At 65.1% G+C, this 18,720-nt stretch carries 15 protein-coding genes; 5 read left to right on the top strand and 10 right to left on the bottom strand.

Going from position 1 to position 18,720, the window contains the following annotated elements:
- Positions 1–53: 53 nt before the first annotated feature.
- Positions 54–1,154 carry a polyamine ABC transporter substrate-binding protein gene (locus L5014_RS09780; protein ID WP_238463421.1) on the bottom strand — a complete coding sequence of 367 codons (1,101 nt, stop codon included), beginning with the start codon at positions 1,152–1,154 and terminating at the stop codon, positions 54–56.
- 515 nt (positions 1,155–1,669) lie between these two features.
- Between L5014_RS09780 and L5014_RS09775 the strand changes: the two genes are divergently transcribed.
- Positions 1,670–1,873, top strand: coding sequence for a DUF1289 domain-containing protein (locus L5014_RS09775; protein WP_238463420.1), 204 nt, complete (start codon positions 1,670–1,672; stop codon positions 1,871–1,873).
- Between the two features lie 97 nt (positions 1,874–1,970).
- On the opposite strand, the gene L5014_RS09770 is transcribed toward L5014_RS09775, so the two are convergent.
- The 4 genes from L5014_RS09770 to L5014_RS09755 form a co-directional block, all read right to left on the bottom strand.
- Positions 1,971–3,161, bottom strand: coding sequence for an NAD(P)H-dependent flavin oxidoreductase (locus tag L5014_RS09770; protein WP_238463419.1), 1,191 nt, complete (start codon positions 3,159–3,161; stop codon positions 1,971–1,973).
- 171 nt (positions 3,162–3,332) lie between these two features.
- Entirely contained in the window at positions 3,333–4,766 is a 1,434-nt protein-coding gene (locus L5014_RS09765) for an aldehyde dehydrogenase family protein (RefSeq protein WP_238463418.1), read from the bottom strand.
- Between the two features lie 207 nt (positions 4,767–4,973).
- A complete protein-coding gene (locus L5014_RS09760; protein WP_238463417.1) occupies positions 4,974–6,566 on the bottom strand; it encodes an ABC-F family ATPase in 1,593 nt (530 codons plus the stop codon).
- A 268-nt stretch (positions 6,567–6,834) separates the two neighbouring features.
- Positions 6,835–7,758 (bottom strand): NAD(P)-dependent oxidoreductase, encoded by a 924-nt coding sequence (locus L5014_RS09755; RefSeq protein ID WP_238463416.1) that lies wholly within the window; start codon positions 7,756–7,758, stop codon positions 6,835–6,837.
- 216 nt (positions 7,759–7,974) lie between these two features.
- Between L5014_RS09755 and L5014_RS09750 the strand changes: the two genes are divergently transcribed.
- Positions 7,975–8,184: a dodecin gene (locus L5014_RS09750; protein WP_238463415.1), complete on the top strand. Its 210-nt coding sequence runs from the start codon at positions 7,975–7,977 to the stop codon at positions 8,182–8,184.
- Between the two features lie 202 nt (positions 8,185–8,386).
- Here L5014_RS09750 and L5014_RS09745 read toward each other — a convergent pair whose 3' ends face one another.
- From L5014_RS09745 to L5014_RS09730, 4 genes are all read right to left on the bottom strand, one after another.
- The gene (locus L5014_RS09745) at positions 8,387–9,472 is read right to left on the bottom strand and encodes a BMP family ABC transporter substrate-binding protein (protein ID WP_238463414.1); all 1,086 of its coding nucleotides are present in this window, start codon (positions 9,470–9,472) and stop codon (positions 8,387–8,389) included.
- Between the two features lie 75 nt (positions 9,473–9,547).
- Complete coding sequence (locus L5014_RS09740) at positions 9,548–10,477, bottom strand: ABC transporter permease (protein WP_238463413.1); 930 nt, start codon at positions 10,475–10,477, stop codon at positions 9,548–9,550.
- Between the two features lie 61 nt (positions 10,478–10,538).
- Positions 10,539–11,645, bottom strand: a complete 1,107-nt coding sequence (locus L5014_RS09735) for an ABC transporter permease (protein ID WP_238463412.1) — start codon at positions 11,643–11,645, stop codon at positions 10,539–10,541.
- Positions 11,646–11,800: 155 nt separating this feature from the next.
- Entirely contained in the window at positions 11,801–13,468 is a 1,668-nt protein-coding gene (locus tag L5014_RS09730) for an ABC transporter ATP-binding protein (RefSeq protein WP_238463411.1), read from the bottom strand.
- 290 nt (positions 13,469–13,758) lie between these two features.
- Here L5014_RS09730 and L5014_RS09725 point away from each other — a divergent pair, with 290 nt between their 5' ends.
- A complete protein-coding gene (locus tag L5014_RS09725) occupies positions 13,759–14,691 on the top strand; it encodes a LysR substrate-binding domain-containing protein (RefSeq protein WP_238463410.1) in 933 nt (310 codons plus the stop codon).
- 142 nt (positions 14,692–14,833) lie between these two features.
- On the opposite strand, the gene L5014_RS09720 is transcribed toward L5014_RS09725, so the two are convergent.
- Complete coding sequence (locus L5014_RS09720) at positions 14,834–16,162, bottom strand: 8-oxoguanine deaminase (RefSeq protein WP_238463498.1); 1,329 nt, start codon at positions 16,160–16,162, stop codon at positions 14,834–14,836.
- 722 nt (positions 16,163–16,884) lie between these two features.
- Between L5014_RS09720 and uraH the strand changes: the two genes are divergently transcribed.
- Together uraH and L5014_RS09710 are read left to right on the top strand one after the other, a co-directional pair.
- On the top strand, positions 16,885–17,238 hold the full coding sequence (uraH, locus tag L5014_RS09715) for a hydroxyisourate hydrolase (RefSeq protein WP_238463409.1): 354 nt from the start codon (positions 16,885–16,887) through the stop codon (positions 17,236–17,238).
- A gap of 194 nt (positions 17,239–17,432) precedes the next feature.
- Positions 17,433–18,626, top strand: coding sequence for a urate hydroxylase PuuD (locus L5014_RS09710; protein ID WP_238463408.1), 1,194 nt, complete (start codon positions 17,433–17,435; stop codon positions 18,624–18,626).
- The last annotated feature ends 94 nt before the right edge of the window (positions 18,627–18,720 follow it).

Genomic DNA, 18,720 nt, shown 5'->3' with positions numbered 1-18,720 from the left:
AACAGAGCACTAGCCGCGCACCAACAGCGGCCGGGACCTCGCGCGCCGGCGCATCAGCGGCCCGACTTGAACTCGGTCCACAGACGCGTCTGCAGGCGCTGAATCTCGGGCGGCAGCGGCTTGAGCAGGAACAGCGTCTTCAGCACTTCAGGCGACGGGTATACGGCCGGGTCGCTGGCGATGTCCTTGTTCACGTACTTGCGCGCTTCGGCGTTCGCGCTCGGGTAGTAGACCGCATTCGTGATGGCCGCGTGAACCTGCGGCGTCTCGATGTAGTTGATCCACTCGTACGCGGCTTCCTTGTGCTGTGCGTCCTTCGGGATGGTCATCACGTCAAACCAGATCGGGGCGCCGCCCTTCGGGATGTAGTACTCGATCTTGTACGGCTTCTTCGCGTCGATGGCACGATGCTTGGCGATCACGACGTCGCCCGACCAGCCATAGGCGAAGCAAACGTCGCCGCCCACGAGGTCGTTGATATAGCCCGACGAGTTGAACTGCGTGATGTACGGGCGGATCTTCTTCATCATCGCGAGCGCGGCGCGATAGTCGTCCGGTTTCGTCGAGAGCGGATCCTTGCCGATGTAGTGCAGGGCAGCCGCGAACATCTGGTCCGGTGCGTCGAGCACGGACACGCCGCAGGCCTTCAGCTTCGAGATGTTCTCGGGCTTGAAGAGGATGTCCCAGTTGTCGAGCGGCACGTTCTTGCCAAGGATCTGCTGTGCCTTCGTGACGTTATAGGCGAGACCGGTCGTGCCATACGCCCAGGGCACCGCGTACTTGTTGCCCGGATCCGCGCCGGCGACCAGCGCCATCAACTGCGGATCGAGATACTTGAGGTTGGGAATCTTCGACTTGTCGAGCGGCGAGAAGATACCGGCGGCAATCTGCTTGCCCGCATAGTTGCTGGTCGGCACGACGATGTCGTAGCCCGAATTGCCCGCGAGCAGCTTGGCCTGGAGCGTATCGTCGCTGTCGTAGTTGTCGTACTTGACCTGGACCCCGGTCTGCTTCGTGAAGTTCGGAATCGTGTCCTTGGCGATGTAATCGGACCAGTTGTACACGTTCAGTTGCATATCCTTCGCCACTGACGCCACCCACGGCGCCGCGCACAGCGCGAGTACAGCCAGTTTCGCCAAAACCCGTTTCTTCATCCCGTTCTCCGCTTGTTAGCCTGCTGGTTAGTTTGGCTGGTGGCGCGCTTGTTAGCCGCTTGTTAGCCCGCTTGCTGCCCGCTTGCTGCCCGCTTGTTAGCCCGCTTTCGCCGGCCGCCTGCCCCGTCCGTCTGCCGCGCCTGGCGCTGCTCTCCTGAATTCACCGAACCTACCATCAAACCTGCCAGGCGACAAAAAAAGCGCTCCGGCGTGTCGCACAAACGGAACAGGGCTTGCCGCGCAGTCTGCGTGGCCGCAGCCGGCGGTCGCCCAGGATGGTCGCCGTGGACGGTAAATCGCGCGCAATTTTAGCCGTTTATCGGCCCCTGTCCACCAAAAAAGCCGCCTGCGCGACATTCGCGCACCGCCGCTGAGCCCGCAGCGTTCACGACGAATCGATTCGTAAGGCAGGGGCAAAGAGGACGGCGCCGGAGAATCGGCTAACATAGCGGGGTTTTTCCGCACGGCCGCTGCGCATGCTCGCGCACCAGCCACTCTGCCCCCAAGACATATCGATGGCCTCCAATCTCCACGACCTTCCTGACAGCCCGTGCATCGGCGTGTGCTCGACGCTCTTCGACGAAATCTGCAAAGGCTGCGGCCGCACCGCGATGGAGGTCTCGAACTGGGTTTTCCTGAGTGACGAGGAAAAGCGCGCCGTCTGGACGCGTATCGAGCGCGAAGGCACCGCCATGCGCTTTCAGAAGGACCGCGCCTGAATCCGATGGCACCTAGCGCGAAAAAAAACGCCGGACGAGCCGGCGTTGCTTTTGGGTTTACGGCGAGCTTAGCCCGCCTGACCCACGTGGATAGTCGTCAGCTCAGCGCATACGCCGGCTGATGTGCGACCTGAGGCCGCGTAACACCGGTCAAGAGCAGCTCCAGCAGGTCCCTGACGCTGCGGATGGCGTTGCCAAACGGTAATGCTTCGCGGCCACGGAAGAACAGGCCATTCGCCACATCGCCGCGCAACGCCGCCGCAAGGCGGGTGTCGATGCAGAAGTGGCCGAACTTCTCGATGCCATCGCGCAAACCACAGATCGACAGACATTCGAGCCCGGTCGGGCAGACATTCTTCTTCGAGCCGATCTTGATGCGGATGCGCGACTCGTTGCGCAGGTAACGATCGAGCCACGGCGTTTTCACCGCGCGCGCGGGCAGGCCGGTCACGCTCACGAACTCGACGATGTCCTCGGGCGTGGCGTCGGCGAGCACGCGCTTGAAGTTCGGATGCGCGTCGCCCTCTTCCGTCACGGCGAACGGCGTCCCCACCTGCACGCCGTTGGCGCCCGCCTCGAGCCACTTGCGCACGGCCTCGTGACTGTTGACACCGCCTGCCACGATGAGCGGCACCTCGCGGCGCGTAATGCCGAGCGACGCATAAACGCCGTCGAGTTCCTCGAAAATGCGCTCGAACGCGAAGCGCTCGTTGTTCATGTCGGCGATGTCGGTCACGCCGAGGTGTCCGCCCGCGTGCGCGGGATGCTCGAGCACGACGGCGTCGGGCAGTCGGCCCTTCTTCATCCACTTCTTGAGCACGAGCGAGACGCCGCGCGCATCGGAAAGGATCGGGATGAGCGCAATATCCACGCCCTGGGTGAGATCGGGCAAATCGAGCGGCAGGCCCGCGCCCATGACGATAGCGTTGGCGCCATGCTCGCAGGCCGCGCGCACGTAGTCGGCGTGGGCGCTGACCGCCTTCATCACGTTCACGGCGATCATGCCTTTGCCCTGCGCGAGCTGGCGCGCCGCCTCGATTTCACGGCCGAGCGCGATGAGATTCGCGCGCGCGAGCGTCTCCTGCCGAGGGTCGGCGCGGCACAGCTCGACGAGGTCGTTATGGTGATGGCGCAGGTCGATGCTTGCAATGGTGCCGAGCGCGCCTTCGCGCGCGACGCTGCCCGCGAGGCGGTGCGCCGAGATGCCGACGCCCATGCCGCCTTGCACGATGGGTAGCAGTTGGCGGCCGCGGATTTCAAGCGGCGCGAAAGAATGAGTAGGAAACATGGTGAGCCGCTTTGCGTTGTCGTTGGCAAAGCATCAATGGTCGCGCGCTGCCCACATACGATATTGATTTATATCAATAAAAAATACGGGGACCCGCAAGGATCCCTGTATTCTTGATTCAAATCAAAACGTCGCACCAAAACATTTGCAAGGCGCGAAAACGGCATTAGATCAAGGTTTCGGCACCTTGAACTGCATCGACTTGTACTCGAGGTACTCCTCGAGGCCGTATACGCCGTTCTCACGGCCATGGCCGGACTGCTTGAAGCCGCCGAACGGCGCGGCCATGTTCCAGGTGCCGCCGTTGATGTCGATCTGGCCCGTGCGGATACGCCGCGCCACGCGTGCCGCGCGCTCGTCGCTGCCGGCCCAGACCGCGCCGCCCAGGCCGTACAGGGAGTCGTTGGCGATCGCCACGGCGTCGTCCTCGTCTTTGGCCGTGAGGATCGTGAGCACCGGGCCGAAGATCTCCTCCTGCGCGATGGCCGCATCGCGCGGCACGCGGCCGAACACGGTCGGCTTCACGAAGAAGCCCTTCGTCACGCCCTCGGGCATGCCGGCGCCGCCCGTCACGAGTTCGGCGCCATCGGCGATGCCGCGCTCGATGTACTGCTGCACGCGCTCTTGCTGCACCTTCGAGGCGAGCGGCCCGAGCTTCGCCTTCTCGTCGCGCGGATCGCCGACCGTGTAGGCTTCGACGGCCTCCTTCGCGAGCGCGCGCGCCTCTTCGTAGCGCGCTTCGGGCACGATCATGCGCGTGTGCGCCGAGCAGGTTTGCCCCGAGTTCAGGAAGCAGGCGCCCACGGTGCCCTTCACGGCCGCCGCGAAATCGGCGTCGTCCAGCAAGACCGAGGCCGACTTGCCGCCCAGCTCCAGCGCGACGCGCTTGACGGTGGCCGAGGCCACCTCCGAGACGCGCTTGCCTGCGCGCGTCGAGCCCGTGAACGAGACCATGTCGACGCCGGGATGACGCGCGAGCAGTTCGCCGACCACCGGCCCGTAGCCGGTCACGAGATTGAAGACGCCCGCGGGCAGGCCAGCCTCGTGAATGGCCTCGGCGAGCACGAACGCGTTGAGCGGCGCAACCTCGGACGGCTTGAGCACGACGGTGCAGCCCGCTGCGAGCGCGGCGGCCACCTTGAGCGTGACCTGATTGAGCGGGTAGTTCCACGGCGTAATCGCCGCGACCACACCCATCGGCTCGCGCACGACGAGCGAATTGCCCACGCGCTCCTCGTACTGGAACTCGCTCGCGAGCTTCGCATAGGCGCCCCAGTTGTAGACGGGGCCGCCCACCTGAATCGCGCGTGCGAGCTTCAGCGGCATGCCCACTTCGCCCGCGATCAACTGCGCGAGCTCGTCGGTGCGGGCTTTGAGGTTTTCGGCGATTTTCTGGAGATAAGCGCCGCGCTCCTGCGGGCTCGTTGCCGCCCATTTGTCGAAGGCGGCGCGCGCGGCGGCGATGGCGGCTTCGGCATCGGCGTCATTGCCTTCGGGGATGCGGCCCATGACCGCCTCGGTACCCGAGTCGATCACGTCGATCGTGCCCTTGCCGTGCGGCACGACCCATTGGCCGTTGATGTAGAGCTGGTCGTAGTTGTGCATGCGCGTTCCTCCTGACTCCGTGTTCGTTTGCGATCTCATCGCGGCGCTCGCCGCGGGAACAGTGCATTCTAGCGTGGTTGACGCAAACGTAAGGTCCTGTGATACGCCGATTGACCGGTGCGCCGCGCGCCGCGCAAAAACAAATCGGGCGACGCTTTCGCGCCGCCCGATTTGTTTTGGTAACTACCGTGCCTCATCGACAAGGGCTCAATGCAGCCCCTGGCTAGCAAGAAAGTCCTCGTAGTTGCCGCTGTAGTCCTTGATCGTGCCGTCGGTCTTCACTTCGATGATGCGGTTGGCGAGACCGTTCACGAACTCCCGGTCGTGCGAGACGAAAACAAGCGTGCCTTCGAACTTCTCGAGCGCGATCTGCAGCGACTCGATCGATTCCATGTCCATGTGGTTGGTGGGCTCGTCCATGAGCAGCACGTTGTGGCGGCCGAGCATCAGCTTGCCCCAGATCATGCGGCCCTTCTCGCCGCCCGACAGCACCTTGACCGACTTCCGGATGTCGTCGGCGTTAAAGAGCAGACGGCCCAGCGTGCCGCGCACCGACTGCTCGTCGTCGCCTTCCTGACGGTACTGGTCGATCCAGTCCATCAGCGTGACGTCAGCCGGAAACTCTTCGTACGTATCCTGCGGCATGTAGCCCACGTTCGCGTTTTCGGCCCACTTCACCGTGCCGTTGTCGACGGCCAGGTTGCCCAGCAGCGAGCGCAGCAGCGTGGTCTTGCCCGCGCCGTTTTCGCCGATGATCGCGATACGCTCGCCCGGCTGCACGCTGATGCTGAGCTTGTTGAAGATGCGGCGCTCATACGTCTTCGTGATCTCTTCCGCGACCACGACGATGTTGTGCAGCTTCTTCTCGAACTCGAAGCGGATGAACGGGTTCTGGCGCGAAGACGGCTTGAATTCCTCGATCTTGATCTTGTCGATCATCTTCAGACGGCTGGTGGCCTGGCGCGCCTTCGACTTGTTCGCCGAGAAGCGGCGCACGAAGTCCTGCAGGTCGGCCACGCGCTCCTTCGCCTTCTGGTTCGCGGCCTGCTGACGCTCGCGCGCCTGCGCGGAAGCCAGCATGTAGTCGTCGTAGTTGCCCGGCCAGACCTTCAGCGTGCCGTAGTCCATGTCCGCCATGTGCGTGCAGACCTGGTTCAGGAAGTGTCGATCGTGGGAAATGATGATCATGGTCGAGTTGTACTCGTTCAGAACATCTTCCAGCCAGCGGATCGAGTTGATGTCGAGGTTGTTGGTCGGTTCGTCGAGCAGCAGCACGTCCGGCTTCGAGAACAGCGCCTGCGCGAGCAGCACGCGCAGCTTCCAGCCCGGCGCCACGGCGCTCATCGGGCCGTTGTGGAATTCGGTGTCGATGCCGATGCCGAGCAGCAGCTCGCCCGCGCGCGCCTCGGCCGTGTAGCCGTCATACTCGGCGAACTTGGTCTCGAGGTCGGCGGCCTTCATATAGTCGTCGTCCGTCGCTTCGGGGTTCGCGTAGATCGCGTCGCGCTCGGTCATCGCGGCCCACATTTCGGTGTGGCCCATCATGACGACGTCGAGCACGCGCACGTCTTCGTACGCGAACTGGTCCTGGCGCAGCTTGCCCAGACGCACGTTCGGCTCGAGGATCACGTTGCCCGAGCTTTGCTCGAGGTCGCCGCCCAGGATCTTCATGAACGTGGACTTGCCGCAACCGTTCGCGCCGATCAGGCCATAGCGGTTGCCTTCGCCGAATTTGACCGAGATGTTCTCGAACAAGGGCTTCGGCCCGAATTGCATGGTGATGTTGGCGGTAGAGAGCACAGCGCGTCCCGGAAAGTAGATCGACGAAAAACCTGTAATTTTAGCAGGTTATGCCAGTTCGCGCGCGGCTGCCAGCGCTACGGGCCCGCAAGGGCGCGCCAGAAAAGGTGCTGGAAATTCGTGGCAGATTCGTGCCGGCGGCGCATCGGCCACCCGATGGGGATCGGGGAGGATCCGGGGATCCGGTGATGGTCGTGCCACCCTGGAGCTGGAGCGGCTGGAGCCGCGACGGGGAACCGCTTGACGCCAGTTCCCCAAGCCAAGGCACTCAGGCGTGCCGCGGTGTTTGCAGGACGTCGATGAAACCCGACAAGTCGGCCTCGGCCAACCCCATCGCCGCGCCAAGGCGCAGGATCTGCTGCACGGTGCCCGCAACCGGCATGGGTGTGCCGGTCTGGCGCGCGGCGTCCGCGACCGTGTCCACGTCCTTCTGGAACGTTTTCAGCGCACCGATCGGCGCGAGGCTGTCCTGCGTCATACGCGGCACGAATGTGCGCAGCAGCGTGGAGTCGGCCCAGCCGCCCGCGAGCGCTTCGGGCAGCTTGGCGGCGTCGATGCCGCTGCGGCGCGCGAGGCCCACCGCCTCGGCGATCGCCGCGACCGTCGCCGTAACGATCGCCTGGTTGCACAGCTTCGTGGTCTGGCCCGCTCCAGGGCCGCCCATGTGCGTCACCCGCGCCGCGTAGGCGGCCAGGATAGGCGCCACCGCGTCAACGTCCTCCGCCGTCCCGCCCGCCATGACCGCGAGCGAGCCTGCCTGCGCGCCCGCCACGCCCCCTGAAACCGGCGCATCGACCCAGCCCACGCCCAGCGCCGCCGCGCGCGCGGCCAGCTTGCGCGTCAGTTCGGGCGGGATGCTCGAATGGTCGACGATACGGCGCACGCGCGCGGCACGACCGCCCTCACCCTCCGCGGCGCTCAGCAAGCCGTGCTCGCCGAATACCACCTGCTCGACCGCGGCGCCGTCCGCGACGCACAACAGCACGACGTCCGTGTGCTGCGCCAGCTCCGCCGGCGTGGCGGCGACCCGCGCGCCGTCGGCAACCAGCGCCTCGGCCTTCTCCGGCGAGCGATTCCACACGCGCACCGCGTTACCCGCGTGCAGCAAGTGGCGAATCATCGGCGCGCCCATCAGCCCCGGTCCGCAAAATCCCAGTTCCTGCTTCTGCATCTTCTCCATCTCCTGCTTCATGCCGCACCGCGTTCCAGCACGCTACGTTTGAAATTCCGCGCCGCCTCGGGTCTTTCCCGGTCACAGCCGGCACGGCCGATGCGACGCAATGGCGAGGCGCCATGATACCGGCACGGCACCGCCATCTGTGGCCTGATGCCCGCCGGAGCGTTGCCTATACTCGATTGACGCGTGGGCCGAATGCGCCGCGCGACGCCCGCAAGAAGGAGACACTTCATGAACGACCACGTCTACAAGCAAATCGAACTCACTGGCTCCTCGACCGTTTCGAGCGACGACGCCATACGCTGCGCCATCGGACGCGCTTCGAAAACGCTGCGCAATCTGCACTGGTTCGAGGTGACCGAAACGCGCGGCCTGATCGAAGACGACCAGATCACGCGCTGGCAGGTGACGATCAAGGTCGGGCTGCGCATCGACGAGTGAGGTTCGGGCGGCCCAGCTTCATGCCCCAAAAGCGCGCGGCTGCGCGAGCCTCGAAGGTTGCGCAGCCGCACGGCGGGTGCTTGCGAAGACCGGCCGACGGTGTGACCCCAACGCGGCCCCAACCTCGCGAATTCGCTAGTCGTGGCGCGATTGCGGCACGCCTCGCGCCGCAATCGCGCATTGGCGCCCTGGCGCCGTGCGCTTACTTCGGCAGCGAGCCGTCCACGCCCTCGACGTACCAGTTCAGGCGCTGTAGTTCCGGATCGGTCAGCGTCTTGCCGGCCGGAATCTTCACCGCGCCCGTCTGATCCTTGATCGGGCCCGCAAAGACGTCCCACTTGCCGCTCGCGATCTGCTCGCGCTTCGCGGCGACGGCCTTCTGTGCGTCGGCGGACAGCTCGGACGTGTTCACGTCGCCGAGATCGACGGCCTTCTGCGGAATGCCCCACCAGACCGGATCGTTCTTCCACTTGCCGTCCAGCACCTGCTGGATCGCGGCAACGTAGTAGACGCCCCAGTTCGCCTCGACCGAGCCCAGGTGCGCGTGCGGGCCGAACTTCTTCATGTTCGAATCCCAGCCGAACGCGTGGACCTTCTTCGCTTCGGCGGTCGCGAGCGTCGCGCTCGAGTCGGTGTTTTGCAGCAACACGTCGGCGCCCTGGCCGATCAGCGTCTCGGCCGCCTGCTTCTCCTTGCCCGGATCGAACCAGCTATTGATCCAGATGACCTTGGTATGGACCTTCGGATTCACCGAGCGCGCGCCCAGCGTGTACGCGTTGATGTTGCGCACGACCTCGGGAATCGGCACCGAGGCCACGAAGCCGAGCGTATTGGTCTTGGTGGCGTAGCCAGCCGCCACGCCCGCGAGATAGGCGCCCTGATACATGCGCACGTCATAGGTGCCGAAGTTCGCGGCCTTCTTGTAGCCGGTCGCGTGCAGGAACACGGTGTCGGGGAAGTCCTTCGCGACCTTCAATTCGAAGTCCTGATAACCAAAGCTCGAGCCGAAGATGATCTTGTTGCCCTTGCTTGCGAGATCGCGAAAGATGCGCTCCGAGTCGGCGGATTCGGGCACGTTCTCGATGCGCGTGATCTTGATCTTGTTGCCGAACTTCTGCTCGACCATCTTCGAGCCCTGATCGTGCGCGTAGGTCCAGCCGGCGTCGCCCGGATTGCCGAGATAGACGAACGCAACGCCCGGCGCGTCGGCGGCCTGAGCCTGCGGCGCGAGCGCCGCCGCGCCGCAGGTTGCGGCAACGGCGAAAGCGGTCAGGATGGTTTTTCTCATCGTGGATCTCCTGTCGTGGATGGGGATACTGCGTGCGTTCGTAGCTTCAAAATGGCCTCACCCAGGCGGCGCCACCTAGGCGGCCCCATAAAACGATTTACCGAGCGAGGCCGGCGCATTCAGGCGAATCGTGTTCGGGTTGCGCGAGATGAGCACCAGCACGACGATCGTCGCCACATAAGGCAGCATGGCGAGAAACTGTGTGGGCACCGGCACGCCCACGGCCTGGGCATAGAATTGCGCACCCGTGACCGCGCCGAACAACAATGCGCCGATCAGCAGACGCCCCGGGCGCCAGGTCGCGAACACCACGAGCGCAAGCGCGATCCAGCCGCGCCCCGCCGTGATCTGCTCCTGCCACAGATGCAGTTGAACGACCGAGTAGTAGCTGCCTGCGAGGCCGGCCATCGCGCCGCCGAACGCCGTCGCGCAGTAGCGCACGCCGATCACCGGGAAGCCCACCGAATGCGCGACCTGCGGCGATTCGCCCACCGAGCGCAGCACGAGCCCCGCGCGGGTGCGGTAGAGGAACCAGCCGACCAGGGCGAACATCAGGAATGCGAGGTAATCGACGGGTGTGAGGCTGAAAAACGCCGGCCCGATCACGGGCAGATGCGAGAGGCCCGGAATCGGCCAGGCGGCGATCGTCGCCGAGGTGGCGGCCGAGGTATAGGGCTTGCCCACATAGGCCGAAAGCCCGACGCCGAAGATCGTGAGCGACAAGCCGGTTGCGACCTGGTTGGCCTGCATCGTGAGCGTGAGGAAGCCGAACAAGAGCGCCATGGCGATGCCCGCGCCCATGCCGGCCAGCATCCCGAGCCACGGATCGCCGGTGATCGTGGTGAGCGCGTAGCCGGTCACGGCGCCCATTAGCATCATCCCTTCCACGCCCAGGTTGAGCACGCCCGACTTTTCCGTAACGAGTTCACCGACGCCCGCGAACATCAGCGGGATCGCCGCAGTGACGGCGCTCGAGGCGAGCGAGCTGGCTTGCTGGATATCCATGTTGTTGGAGCCTCTTTCGTGTACTTTTTTCGTGGATGGCGTCGATCGAAGCGGCAGCGGATCAGCGGGCGGCCGCGATGGGATGACGGCGGCGCACGCGGTAACTCACGAAGAGGTCCGCGCCGAGCAGGCAGAACAGCAGCAGGCCCTGAAATACGCCCGAGAGCGCCTGCGGCAGTTGCAGCGAGGTCTGCACCGCTTCGCCGCCCAGATAGAGCAGCGCCATTAGTAAGCTCGCGAGCACGATCCCGACAGGATGCAGCCGCCCCACGAACGCGACGATGATCGCCGTGAAGCCGTAGCCGGGCGACCACGTCGCCTGCAACTGGCCGATCGGGCCTGCGATCTCGCCCATGCCCGCAAGTCCGGCGAGGCCGCCCGAGAGCAGCAGCGAGGTCCAGATCGTTTTCTTCTCCGAAAAACCCGCGTAGCGCGCGGCGAGCGGCGCGAGGCCGCCCACGCTCATACGGTAGCCCGCGAAGCTGCGGCGCATGAAGAGCCAGACGAGCGGAATGGCGGCGAGCGTGAGGAAGATCGACGCGTTCAGGCGCGTGCCGCGCAGCCAGTGAATGCGCCAGTCGCCGCCGAAGGTCGGATAAAGCGCGTCGCCGCTGAACATCTCCGAAAGCGGGAAGTTCATGCCGTTCGGGTCGCGCCACGGACCGCTCACGAGCCAGATCAGCAACTGCGTGGCGACGTAAGTGAGCATCAGGCTCGTGAGGATTTCGCTGGTGTTGAAGCGGCTCTTGAGCCAGGCGGGAATCGCCGCCCAGGCCATGCCGCCGAGCACGCCCGCGAGCATCATGAGGAACAGGATCCACCAGCCCGTCGACTGATCGAAGTAGATAGCCACGCCGCTCGCCGCGATGCCGCCCAGCACCATCTGCCCTTCCGCGCCGATGTTCCAGACGTTGGCGCGATAGCCCGCCGCGAGACCGAGCGCGATCAGGCAGAGCGGCGACGCCTTGAGCAGCAGCTCGGACCAGCCGTTGATACTCGAGAGCGGCTCGATGAAGAACGCGTGCATCGCCTGCACGGGATCGCGCCCGACGAGGCCGAAGATCAGAAAGCCAATGGCGAGTGTGAGGAGCGCGGCGACCAGCGGCACGGCGATGCGAACCGTGCGGGAAGGCGTCGTGCGGGCTTCGAGGCGGTACGGAAAGATCATGATGGAGATATCGGCAATCGGTCCGGTGGTCGTGGTTTCGGCTCTGGCGGAGAAACTTGGGATGCGATTTGGGCTGCGTTTTGGGCTATGACTCGGGCTGCGACTCGGGCTGTGACTCGGGCTACGGCAGGCGCCTGTATTGCAGACGAGGCGCGTCACGCATGCGCGGGCGGCGCGGCCGACTCTGCGGGCGGCGGGCCGCCGTCCGGGCGCCCCGCGCCCGCGCCGCGATCCCCGAACAGGCCCGCCATCCAGCGGCCGATCTCCTCGGCGTTGGTCTCGCCCGTGAGGCGGGCGGGCGAGAGCCGCCCGCCCGCGAGCACCGCGATGCGATCGCAGATGTCGAAGAGTTCGTCGAGCTCCTCCGAAATCACGAGGATCGCCACGCCGCGCGCCGAAAGGTCGAGCAGTTGCTGCCGGATAAACGCCGCCGCGCCGACGTCCACGCCCCAAGTGGGCTGCGCGACCACCAGCACCTTCGGCGCCTGCAGGATCTCGCGCCCGACGATGTACTTTTGCAGGTTGCCGCCCGAGAGGCTCTGAGCCAGCGCATCGGGGCCGCCACAGCGCACATCGAAAGCGCCGATGCAGCGCTCGGCGAATGCGCGCATCGCGCCCGTGCGCAGCCAGCCCGAGCGCACCATGCCCTGGCGATGCCCCGTGAGCAGCGCGTTTTCGGCGAGCGACATCGCGGGCACGGCGCCGCGCCCGAGCCGCTCCTCGGGCACGAACGCGAAGCCTAGCTTGCGGCGCGCGCCAGCGGAAAGGCGCGCGGCCGGCTTGCCGCAGATCGTCACGGTATCGGCGGCCGCGCCGTGGCGGCCCGTTCGGCCCATTCGCGACTGGAAGGCATCGCGCGCCTCGCCCGAGAGCGCCGCGAGCAGCTCCGCCTGGCCGTTGCCGGACACGCCAGCAATTCCCAAGATCTCGCCTGCGTGCACCGCGAACGTGACATCGTCGAGCGAGGTGCCGAAGGGGTCCTCGCTTTGCATCGACAGATGCTTCACGTCGAGCCGCACCTCGCCCGGCGTATGCGCGCGGCGCGTGTAGGCCGGCAGTTCGTGGCCCACCATCAGCCGCGCGAGCGAGGCGTGCGTTTCCTCGCGCGGGCTCACGTTGCCGGTCACCTTGCCCCCGCGCAGCACGGTGGCCGTGTCGCAGAGTTCCTGGATTTCATCGAGCTTGTGGCTGATGTAGAGAATGCTGCACCCCTCCGAGGCCAGCCGGCGCAAGGTGCCGAACAGCTTGCGCACGGCCTGCGGCGTGAGCACCGAGGTCGGCTCGTCCATGATCAGCAGACGCGGGTTTTGCAGCAGGCAGCGCACGATCTCCACGCGCTGGCGCTCCCCCACCGCGAGGCTGTGCACGTGGCGCTGGGGATCGACGTCGAGCCCGTATTGCGCCGACACCTCGCGGATACGTCTCGCCAAAGCCTTGAGATCGAACGCTTCGTCGAGCGAAAGCGCGATGTTCTCGCCCACCGTGAGCGTTTCGAACAACGAAAAATGCTGGAACACCATGCCGATGCCGAGCTTGCGTGCGGCAGCCGGACTGGGGATCTCGACCATCTCGCCTTCCCAGCGGATTTCGCCCGCGTCCGGGCGCACCGCGCCGTAGACGATTTTCATGAGCGTGCTCTTGCCCGCGCCGTTCTCGCCGAGCAGCGCGTGAATTTCGCCCGGCGCGACCGAGAGCGTGACGTCGTCGTTCGCGCGCACGGCGGGATACTGCTTCGTGATGCCCGCAAGCGCCAGCCGCGGCGCGTGCGCGCCGGCATGCCCCGCGTGTGGATTGCCGGCCAGCCGTGAAGATGAGTCGCCCATGGAGGTTCCGCCGTAGTACGTTATGACCATCTGTGTTTCGACGTGGTGCGGTGCCGCTCTATGCCGCTCGATGCCCCGGCAGGTCCCCGTCAAGCAGCGCCGTGCGAAATGACGATACCTTGTTCGCAGTGCCAGCGTCGAGCCGCCAAAAACCCGCGTTGCCCCGCGCGGCGCGGACTCCACAAGACCGCCTGGTAGAAAGCCGCCCTTGACGGAGCCTTCAGTTCATATTAAAAATCATATACTGACCAAGTCCATCGATCAGCCTAAACATATAATCCGGAGAGTTCATGAGCCAGCAACGCGAGGCGATCGACACGTACCTCTTGCGCGTCTTGCACACCCTTTTGATGGAGCGCAGCGTCACGCGCGCCGCCGTCAAGCTCAATCAATCGCAACCCGCAATCAGTGCCGCGCTGCGGCGCCTGCGCGACATCACCGGCGACCCGCTGCTCGTGCGCGGCAAATCCGGCATGGTGCCGACCGAATACGGTCTGCGCCTGCTCGAGCCCGTGCAGAACGCCCTGCGCGAGATCGAGCGCATTCGTTTCCAGCAGCACAATTTCGATCCGGCCACTTCCATCCGTTGCTACCGCATCGGCTGCCCGGACTACCTGAACGTGCTGTTCGTGCCCACCGTGGTCGAGCGTTTTCGCCAGGCCGCGCCCAACGCTACGCTCGAATTCCATTCGCTTGGCCCCTCTTTCGACTACGAGCTCGCGCTCGAAGAGGGCAAGCTCGACATCGTGATCGGCAACTGGCCCGAGCCGCCCGAGCAATTGCACCTCTCGAACCTGTTCGTCGACCAGATCGTCTGCCTGATGAACAGCACGCACCCGTTCGCCAAGCGCGGCGGGCTCACGCTCGACCAGTACCTCAATGCGCCGCACCTCGCGCCCACGCCTTACTCCGTGGGCCAGCGCGGCGCCATCGACGTGCATCTCGCGCGCGAGCGCCTCAAGCGCCACGTGGTCGTCACGCTGCCGTATTTCAACCTCGCGCCTTACGTGCTCATCAAGTCGGATCTCGTCTTCACGACGACGCGCCTGTTCGCCGACCATTACGCGCGCTTTTTGCCGCTTACGGTCGTGCCGGCGCCGCTCGATTTCCCGCCGATGCAGTACTACCAGTTGTGGCATGAACGCTGTCATTACTCGGATGAAGTCCGCTGGTTACGCAGCCTCGTGACCGAGGCGACGAAGACGCTGATCGACAAGCCCTGACCTACGCGACGCCGCCGCGCCGAGGTGGCCGCCCGACGTCGCGTTACCGCACTTTCACCGTTTTTCCCACGGGCGGCCCGCACCTACGCGCCGCCCGTTTTTCTTTGGCACCGTCTGGCACCGTCTGCCCCGGGTCGGCTCTTTAACGCGCCGACTGCACGAGTTGCCCCGCGAGCCGGTTATGCCGCTCGATCACGGGCCCGAGCTCGACGCTCTGCAGCACACCCTCCTTCACGACCACCCGCCCGTTGATTACCGAAAGCGCAACCTGCGACGGCGCGCAGAACACGAGCGCCGCCACCGGATCGTGCAGCGCACCCGCAAAGTGCGGCTGGCGCAGGTCGAAAGCGATGAAGTCAGCGGCCATGCCCGGTGCGAGCGCGCCGATGTCGTCGCGGCCCAGCACGCGCGCGCCGCCCAGCGTGGCGATCTCGAGCGCTTCGCGCGCGGTCATTGCGTCGGGACCAAAGCCCACGCGCGCGAGCAGCATGGCCTGGCGCGCCTCGGCCACCATCTGCGCACCGTCGTTGGAGGCGGAGCCATCCACGCCAAGCCCCACGGGCACGCCCGCGAGACGCATTTTCTTGATGGGCGCGATACCCGACGCGAGGCGCATGTTGGAGCACGGGCAATGGGCGACGCCCGTGCCGGTGCGCCCGAACAGGCCGATGCCGTGCTCGTCGAGTTGCACGCAGTGCGCATGCCAGACGTCGGGGCCTACCCAGCCGAGGTCCTCGGCGTACTCGGCGGGCGTCATGCCGAATTTTTCGCGGCTATAGGCGATGTCGTTGACGTTCTCCGCGAGGTGGGTGTGCATGGAGACGCCATAGTGGCGAGCGAGCGTCGCCGACTCGCGCATGAGGTCGCGGCTCACCGAGAACGGCGAGCACGGTGCCACCACCACGCGCAGCATCGCGTACTGGCCCTCGTCGTGATACGTCTCGATCAGACGCTGGCTGTCGGCGAGAATCGCGTCTTCGTTTTCGACCACGGAATCGGGCGGCAGGCCGCCGTCCTTCTGGCCGACGCTCATGCTCCCGCGCGCCGCGTGAAAGCGCATGCCGATCTGCTGCGCGGCGCGAATGCTGTCGTCGAGCCGGCTGCCGTTCGGGTAGATGTAAAGATGATCGCTGGAAGTCGTGCAGCCCGACAGCAGCAGCTCGGCCATGGCCGTGAGCGTCGAGACCTCGATCATTTCGGGCGTGAGGTTCGCCCAGACCTTGTAGAGATTCGTGAGCCAGCCGAATAGCTCGGCGTCCTGCGCGGCCGGAACGGCGCGCGTGAGGCTCTGGTACATGTGATGGTGCGTGTTGACGAGCCCCGGCAGCACGAGGTGGCCACGCATGTCGAGCACTTCGTCGGCGGTCTCGGGCAGTTCATCGGCCGTGCCGACCGCGACGATGCGGTTGTTTTCGACGTAGAGGCCGCCGCCGCGAATCTCGCGCCGCGCGCCGTCCATCGTCACGAGCATGTCGGCGTTTTTCACCAGCAGCGTCTTGCCGCGCCCCTGCTTTGCGCCTTGCTCCGTGCCTTGCTTTGCGCCTTGCAGGTGCGCTGTGCGGTTGGTGGGTTCCATCGTGTCTGTTCGCTCCGTTGTCTTGCCGCGTGCGTGCCTCGCGCTGGTAAGCGCGTCGCACACCGCGTTTGAAATGACTGTGAATATGAAGCAGACGCCCTCGCCGCACGCGCCAGTCGATCCGGGAATCCGGGTGCCGACGCGTCCCGACTTGCAGACGCCGCTGGCCCGGTTACCCAGCGCGTGGCGCCGTCTTCGGGACGCGCGGCTCACCTCGTCGTGGGCCGCGCATGACCGTTACCTTGCGTGGCCAAAATTACGCTGACAATTCGCCCAGCCGCGATAACCACATTCAGCCAATACATATAAAGGTCGATTATTGGCGCGTTTACGATTCATCCATGAGTGAAAACCCCAGCTCTGAACCGCCCCGGAAGCCCCATGGAGTAAGGCGCAGAGCACAGGCACATGCTGCCGGCATTATCTTTCCTATCGGTCGCGCGCTTATGCCGCATTGTTCTTAAAATGCATGCACGGCGCTCACATCGATCCGCCGACGGGTATGTAGCCACAGCTGACGTGGAGCCTCGATCCGCCGCAAGAATCTTCGGATTCGCCGGATCGGACTACCGCCGAAACCTCGCAATGACACCAGGAAAAGACAAGGAAAACTGCGAATGGGCAAGCTGACTACCCACGTGCTCGACACCGCGAACGGCCGCCCCGGCGCGGGCATCAAAGTCGAACTCCATGCGATCGACGGCGAAGCCCGTCGCGCGCTGAAGACTGTCACGACCAATCACGACGGCCGCTGCGACGAACCGCTGCTCGAAGGCACGGCACTCGCCACGGGCGAATACGAACTGGTGTTCCACGCCGGCGACTATTTCGCCGCGCTCGGCACCAAAGTACCGGAACCGCGCTTCGTCGACCGCGTCGTGCTGCGTTTCGGCATCGCCGACACCACCGCGCACTACCACGTGCCGCTGCTCGTTTCGCCGTGGTCGTACAGCACCTATCGCGGTAGCTGAGCGGTCCCGCCAAACTCAAAAACGCATAACAAACTGGCGATGGCCCGCGCAAGCGACGCCGCGCCTTTGCCGCGCCGCATTTTCTCGCGGCGTTTGGCGCGAGGCCGGATCATCCGGATCCTGCGCGCCACCCCCGCAGTCAGCGCGAGACGCATTGCCGTCCGCGCGCAACGAATCAGGAGTGGAGGAGTTTCATGGAAGGCTTTATTACCGACTGGTTGAACCTCGCATTGCGCTGGTTCCACGTCATCGCGGCAATCGCCTGGATTGGCGAGTCGTTCTACTTCGTCGCGCTCGACAACAGCCTCAAACCGCCGACGGACGCTAACCAGCGTCGCCGCGGCGTGTTCGGCGAACTGTGGCACGTGCACGGCGGCGGCTTCTACAACATGCAGAAGTACACCGTCGCACCGCCCGAAATGCCCGAAGACCTGCACTGGTCGAAGTGGCCCTCATACACCACGTGGCTCTCGGGCGCGTCGCTGTTCACGGTGCTGTACCTGATGGCGCCGAACACGTACCTGATCGACAAGAGCGTGCTCGACATGGGTCCGGTCGTCGCGGTCTTCTCGGCACTCGGCTTCCTCGCCGCCGGCTGGATCGTCTACGACACGCTGTGCCGCACGCTCGGCACGAAGGACAAGCTGCTCGGCGTTTGCGTCGGCATCTATGTCGTGATCGCGGCTTACCTCGCCTGCCACATCTTCTCGGGCCGCGCAGCGTACCTGATCATGGGCGCGATGCTGGCGACGATCATGTCGGCGAACGTGTTCTTCGTGATCATCCCGGGCCAGCGCAAGATGGTCGCCGCGATGCTCAAGGGCGAAACGCCGAACCCGATCTACGGCAAGCGCGGCAAGCAGCGCTCGGTGCACAACACCTACTTCACGCTGCCCGTCGTGTTCGCGATGCTGTCGAACCACTACGCAATGACCTATGCACACGCCTACAACTGGGCCGTGCTCGTCGTGATCATGCTGGCCGGCGCGCTGATTCGCCAGTTCTTCGTGATGCGTCACCGTGGTCAGCAACTGTGGTATCTGCCGATCGGCGGCGTGGTGCTGATGTTCGTCGCACTGGTCTGGACGCTGCCGCGCCCGGTTGTGCCGCAAGCCGAAGCCGCGAACGCTCCGTCGCTCAAGATCTCGGACATCCAGCCGATCCTGCAGCAGCGTTGCGCGGGCTGCCACTCGGCCCACCCGACGATGATGGGCGCAGCGCCCGCCGGCGTGATGCTCGATACGCCTGACGAGATCTCGAAGAACGCCCAGCGTCTGTATCAGCAGGCTGTCACGCTCAAGGCCATGCCGCTCGGCAACGTCACGAAAATGACCGACGACGAGCGTCAAAAGATTGCCGCGTGGTTCCAGGGTGGTGCAAAGCAGTAATCGCCCAAACCGCGACTTAAGCAGTCAAGCAAGATGAGAAGGCCCGAAGCGCAATGCTTCGGGCCTTTTTCTTTTGCGGCTGAATCTGCCAAAC

This window comes from Paraburkholderia tagetis (assembly GCF_022213065.1).
GTDB lineage: Bacteria > Pseudomonadota > Gammaproteobacteria > Burkholderiales > Burkholderiaceae > Paraburkholderia > Paraburkholderia tagetis.
The sequence above is the reverse complement of the archived record's forward strand: the minus strand, read 5'-3'. Positions and strand labels throughout refer to the sequence as shown.

What these genes read in the sequence shown, in the direction of transcription:
- L5014_RS09780 (WP_238463421.1), bottom strand. Translation starts at nt 1,154, where the DNA reads ATGAAGAAACGGGTTTTGGCGAAACTGGCTGTACTCGCGCTGTGCGCG.
- L5014_RS09775 (WP_238463420.1), top strand. Translation starts at nt 1,670, where the DNA reads ATGGCCTCCAATCTCCACGACCTTCCTGACAGCCCGTGCATCGGCGTG.
- L5014_RS09770 (WP_238463419.1), bottom strand. Translation starts at nt 3,161, where the DNA reads ATGTTTCCTACTCATTCTTTCGCGCCGCTTGAAATCCGCGGCCGCCAA.
- L5014_RS09765 (WP_238463418.1), bottom strand. Translation starts at nt 4,766, where the DNA reads ATGCACAACTACGACCAGCTCTACATCAACGGCCAATGGGTCGTGCCG.
- L5014_RS09755 (WP_238463416.1), bottom strand. Translation starts at nt 7,758, where the DNA reads ATGAAGCAGGAGATGGAGAAGATGCAGAAGCAGGAACTGGGATTTTGC.
- L5014_RS09750 (WP_238463415.1), top strand. Translation starts at nt 7,975, where the DNA reads ATGAACGACCACGTCTACAAGCAAATCGAACTCACTGGCTCCTCGACC.
- L5014_RS09745 (WP_238463414.1), bottom strand. Translation starts at nt 9,472, where the DNA reads ATGAGAAAAACCATCCTGACCGCTTTCGCCGTTGCCGCAACCTGCGGC.
- L5014_RS09740 (WP_238463413.1), bottom strand. Translation starts at nt 10,477, where the DNA reads ATGGATATCCAGCAAGCCAGCTCGCTCGCCTCGAGCGCCGTCACTGCG.
- L5014_RS09735 (WP_238463412.1), bottom strand. Translation starts at nt 11,645, where the DNA reads ATGATCTTTCCGTACCGCCTCGAAGCCCGCACGACGCCTTCCCGCACG.
- L5014_RS09730 (WP_238463411.1), bottom strand. Translation starts at nt 13,468, where the DNA reads ATGGGCGACTCATCTTCACGGCTGGCCGGCAATCCACACGCGGGGCAT.
- L5014_RS09725 (WP_238463410.1), top strand. Translation starts at nt 13,759, where the DNA reads ATGAGCCAGCAACGCGAGGCGATCGACACGTACCTCTTGCGCGTCTTG.
- L5014_RS09720 (WP_238463498.1), bottom strand. Translation starts at nt 16,162, where the DNA reads ATGCTCGTGACGATGGACGGCGCGCGGCGCGAGATTCGCGGCGGCGGC.
- uraH (WP_238463409.1), top strand. Translation starts at nt 16,885, where the DNA reads ATGGGCAAGCTGACTACCCACGTGCTCGACACCGCGAACGGCCGCCCC.
- L5014_RS09710 (WP_238463408.1), top strand. Translation starts at nt 17,433, where the DNA reads ATGGAAGGCTTTATTACCGACTGGTTGAACCTCGCATTGCGCTGGTTC.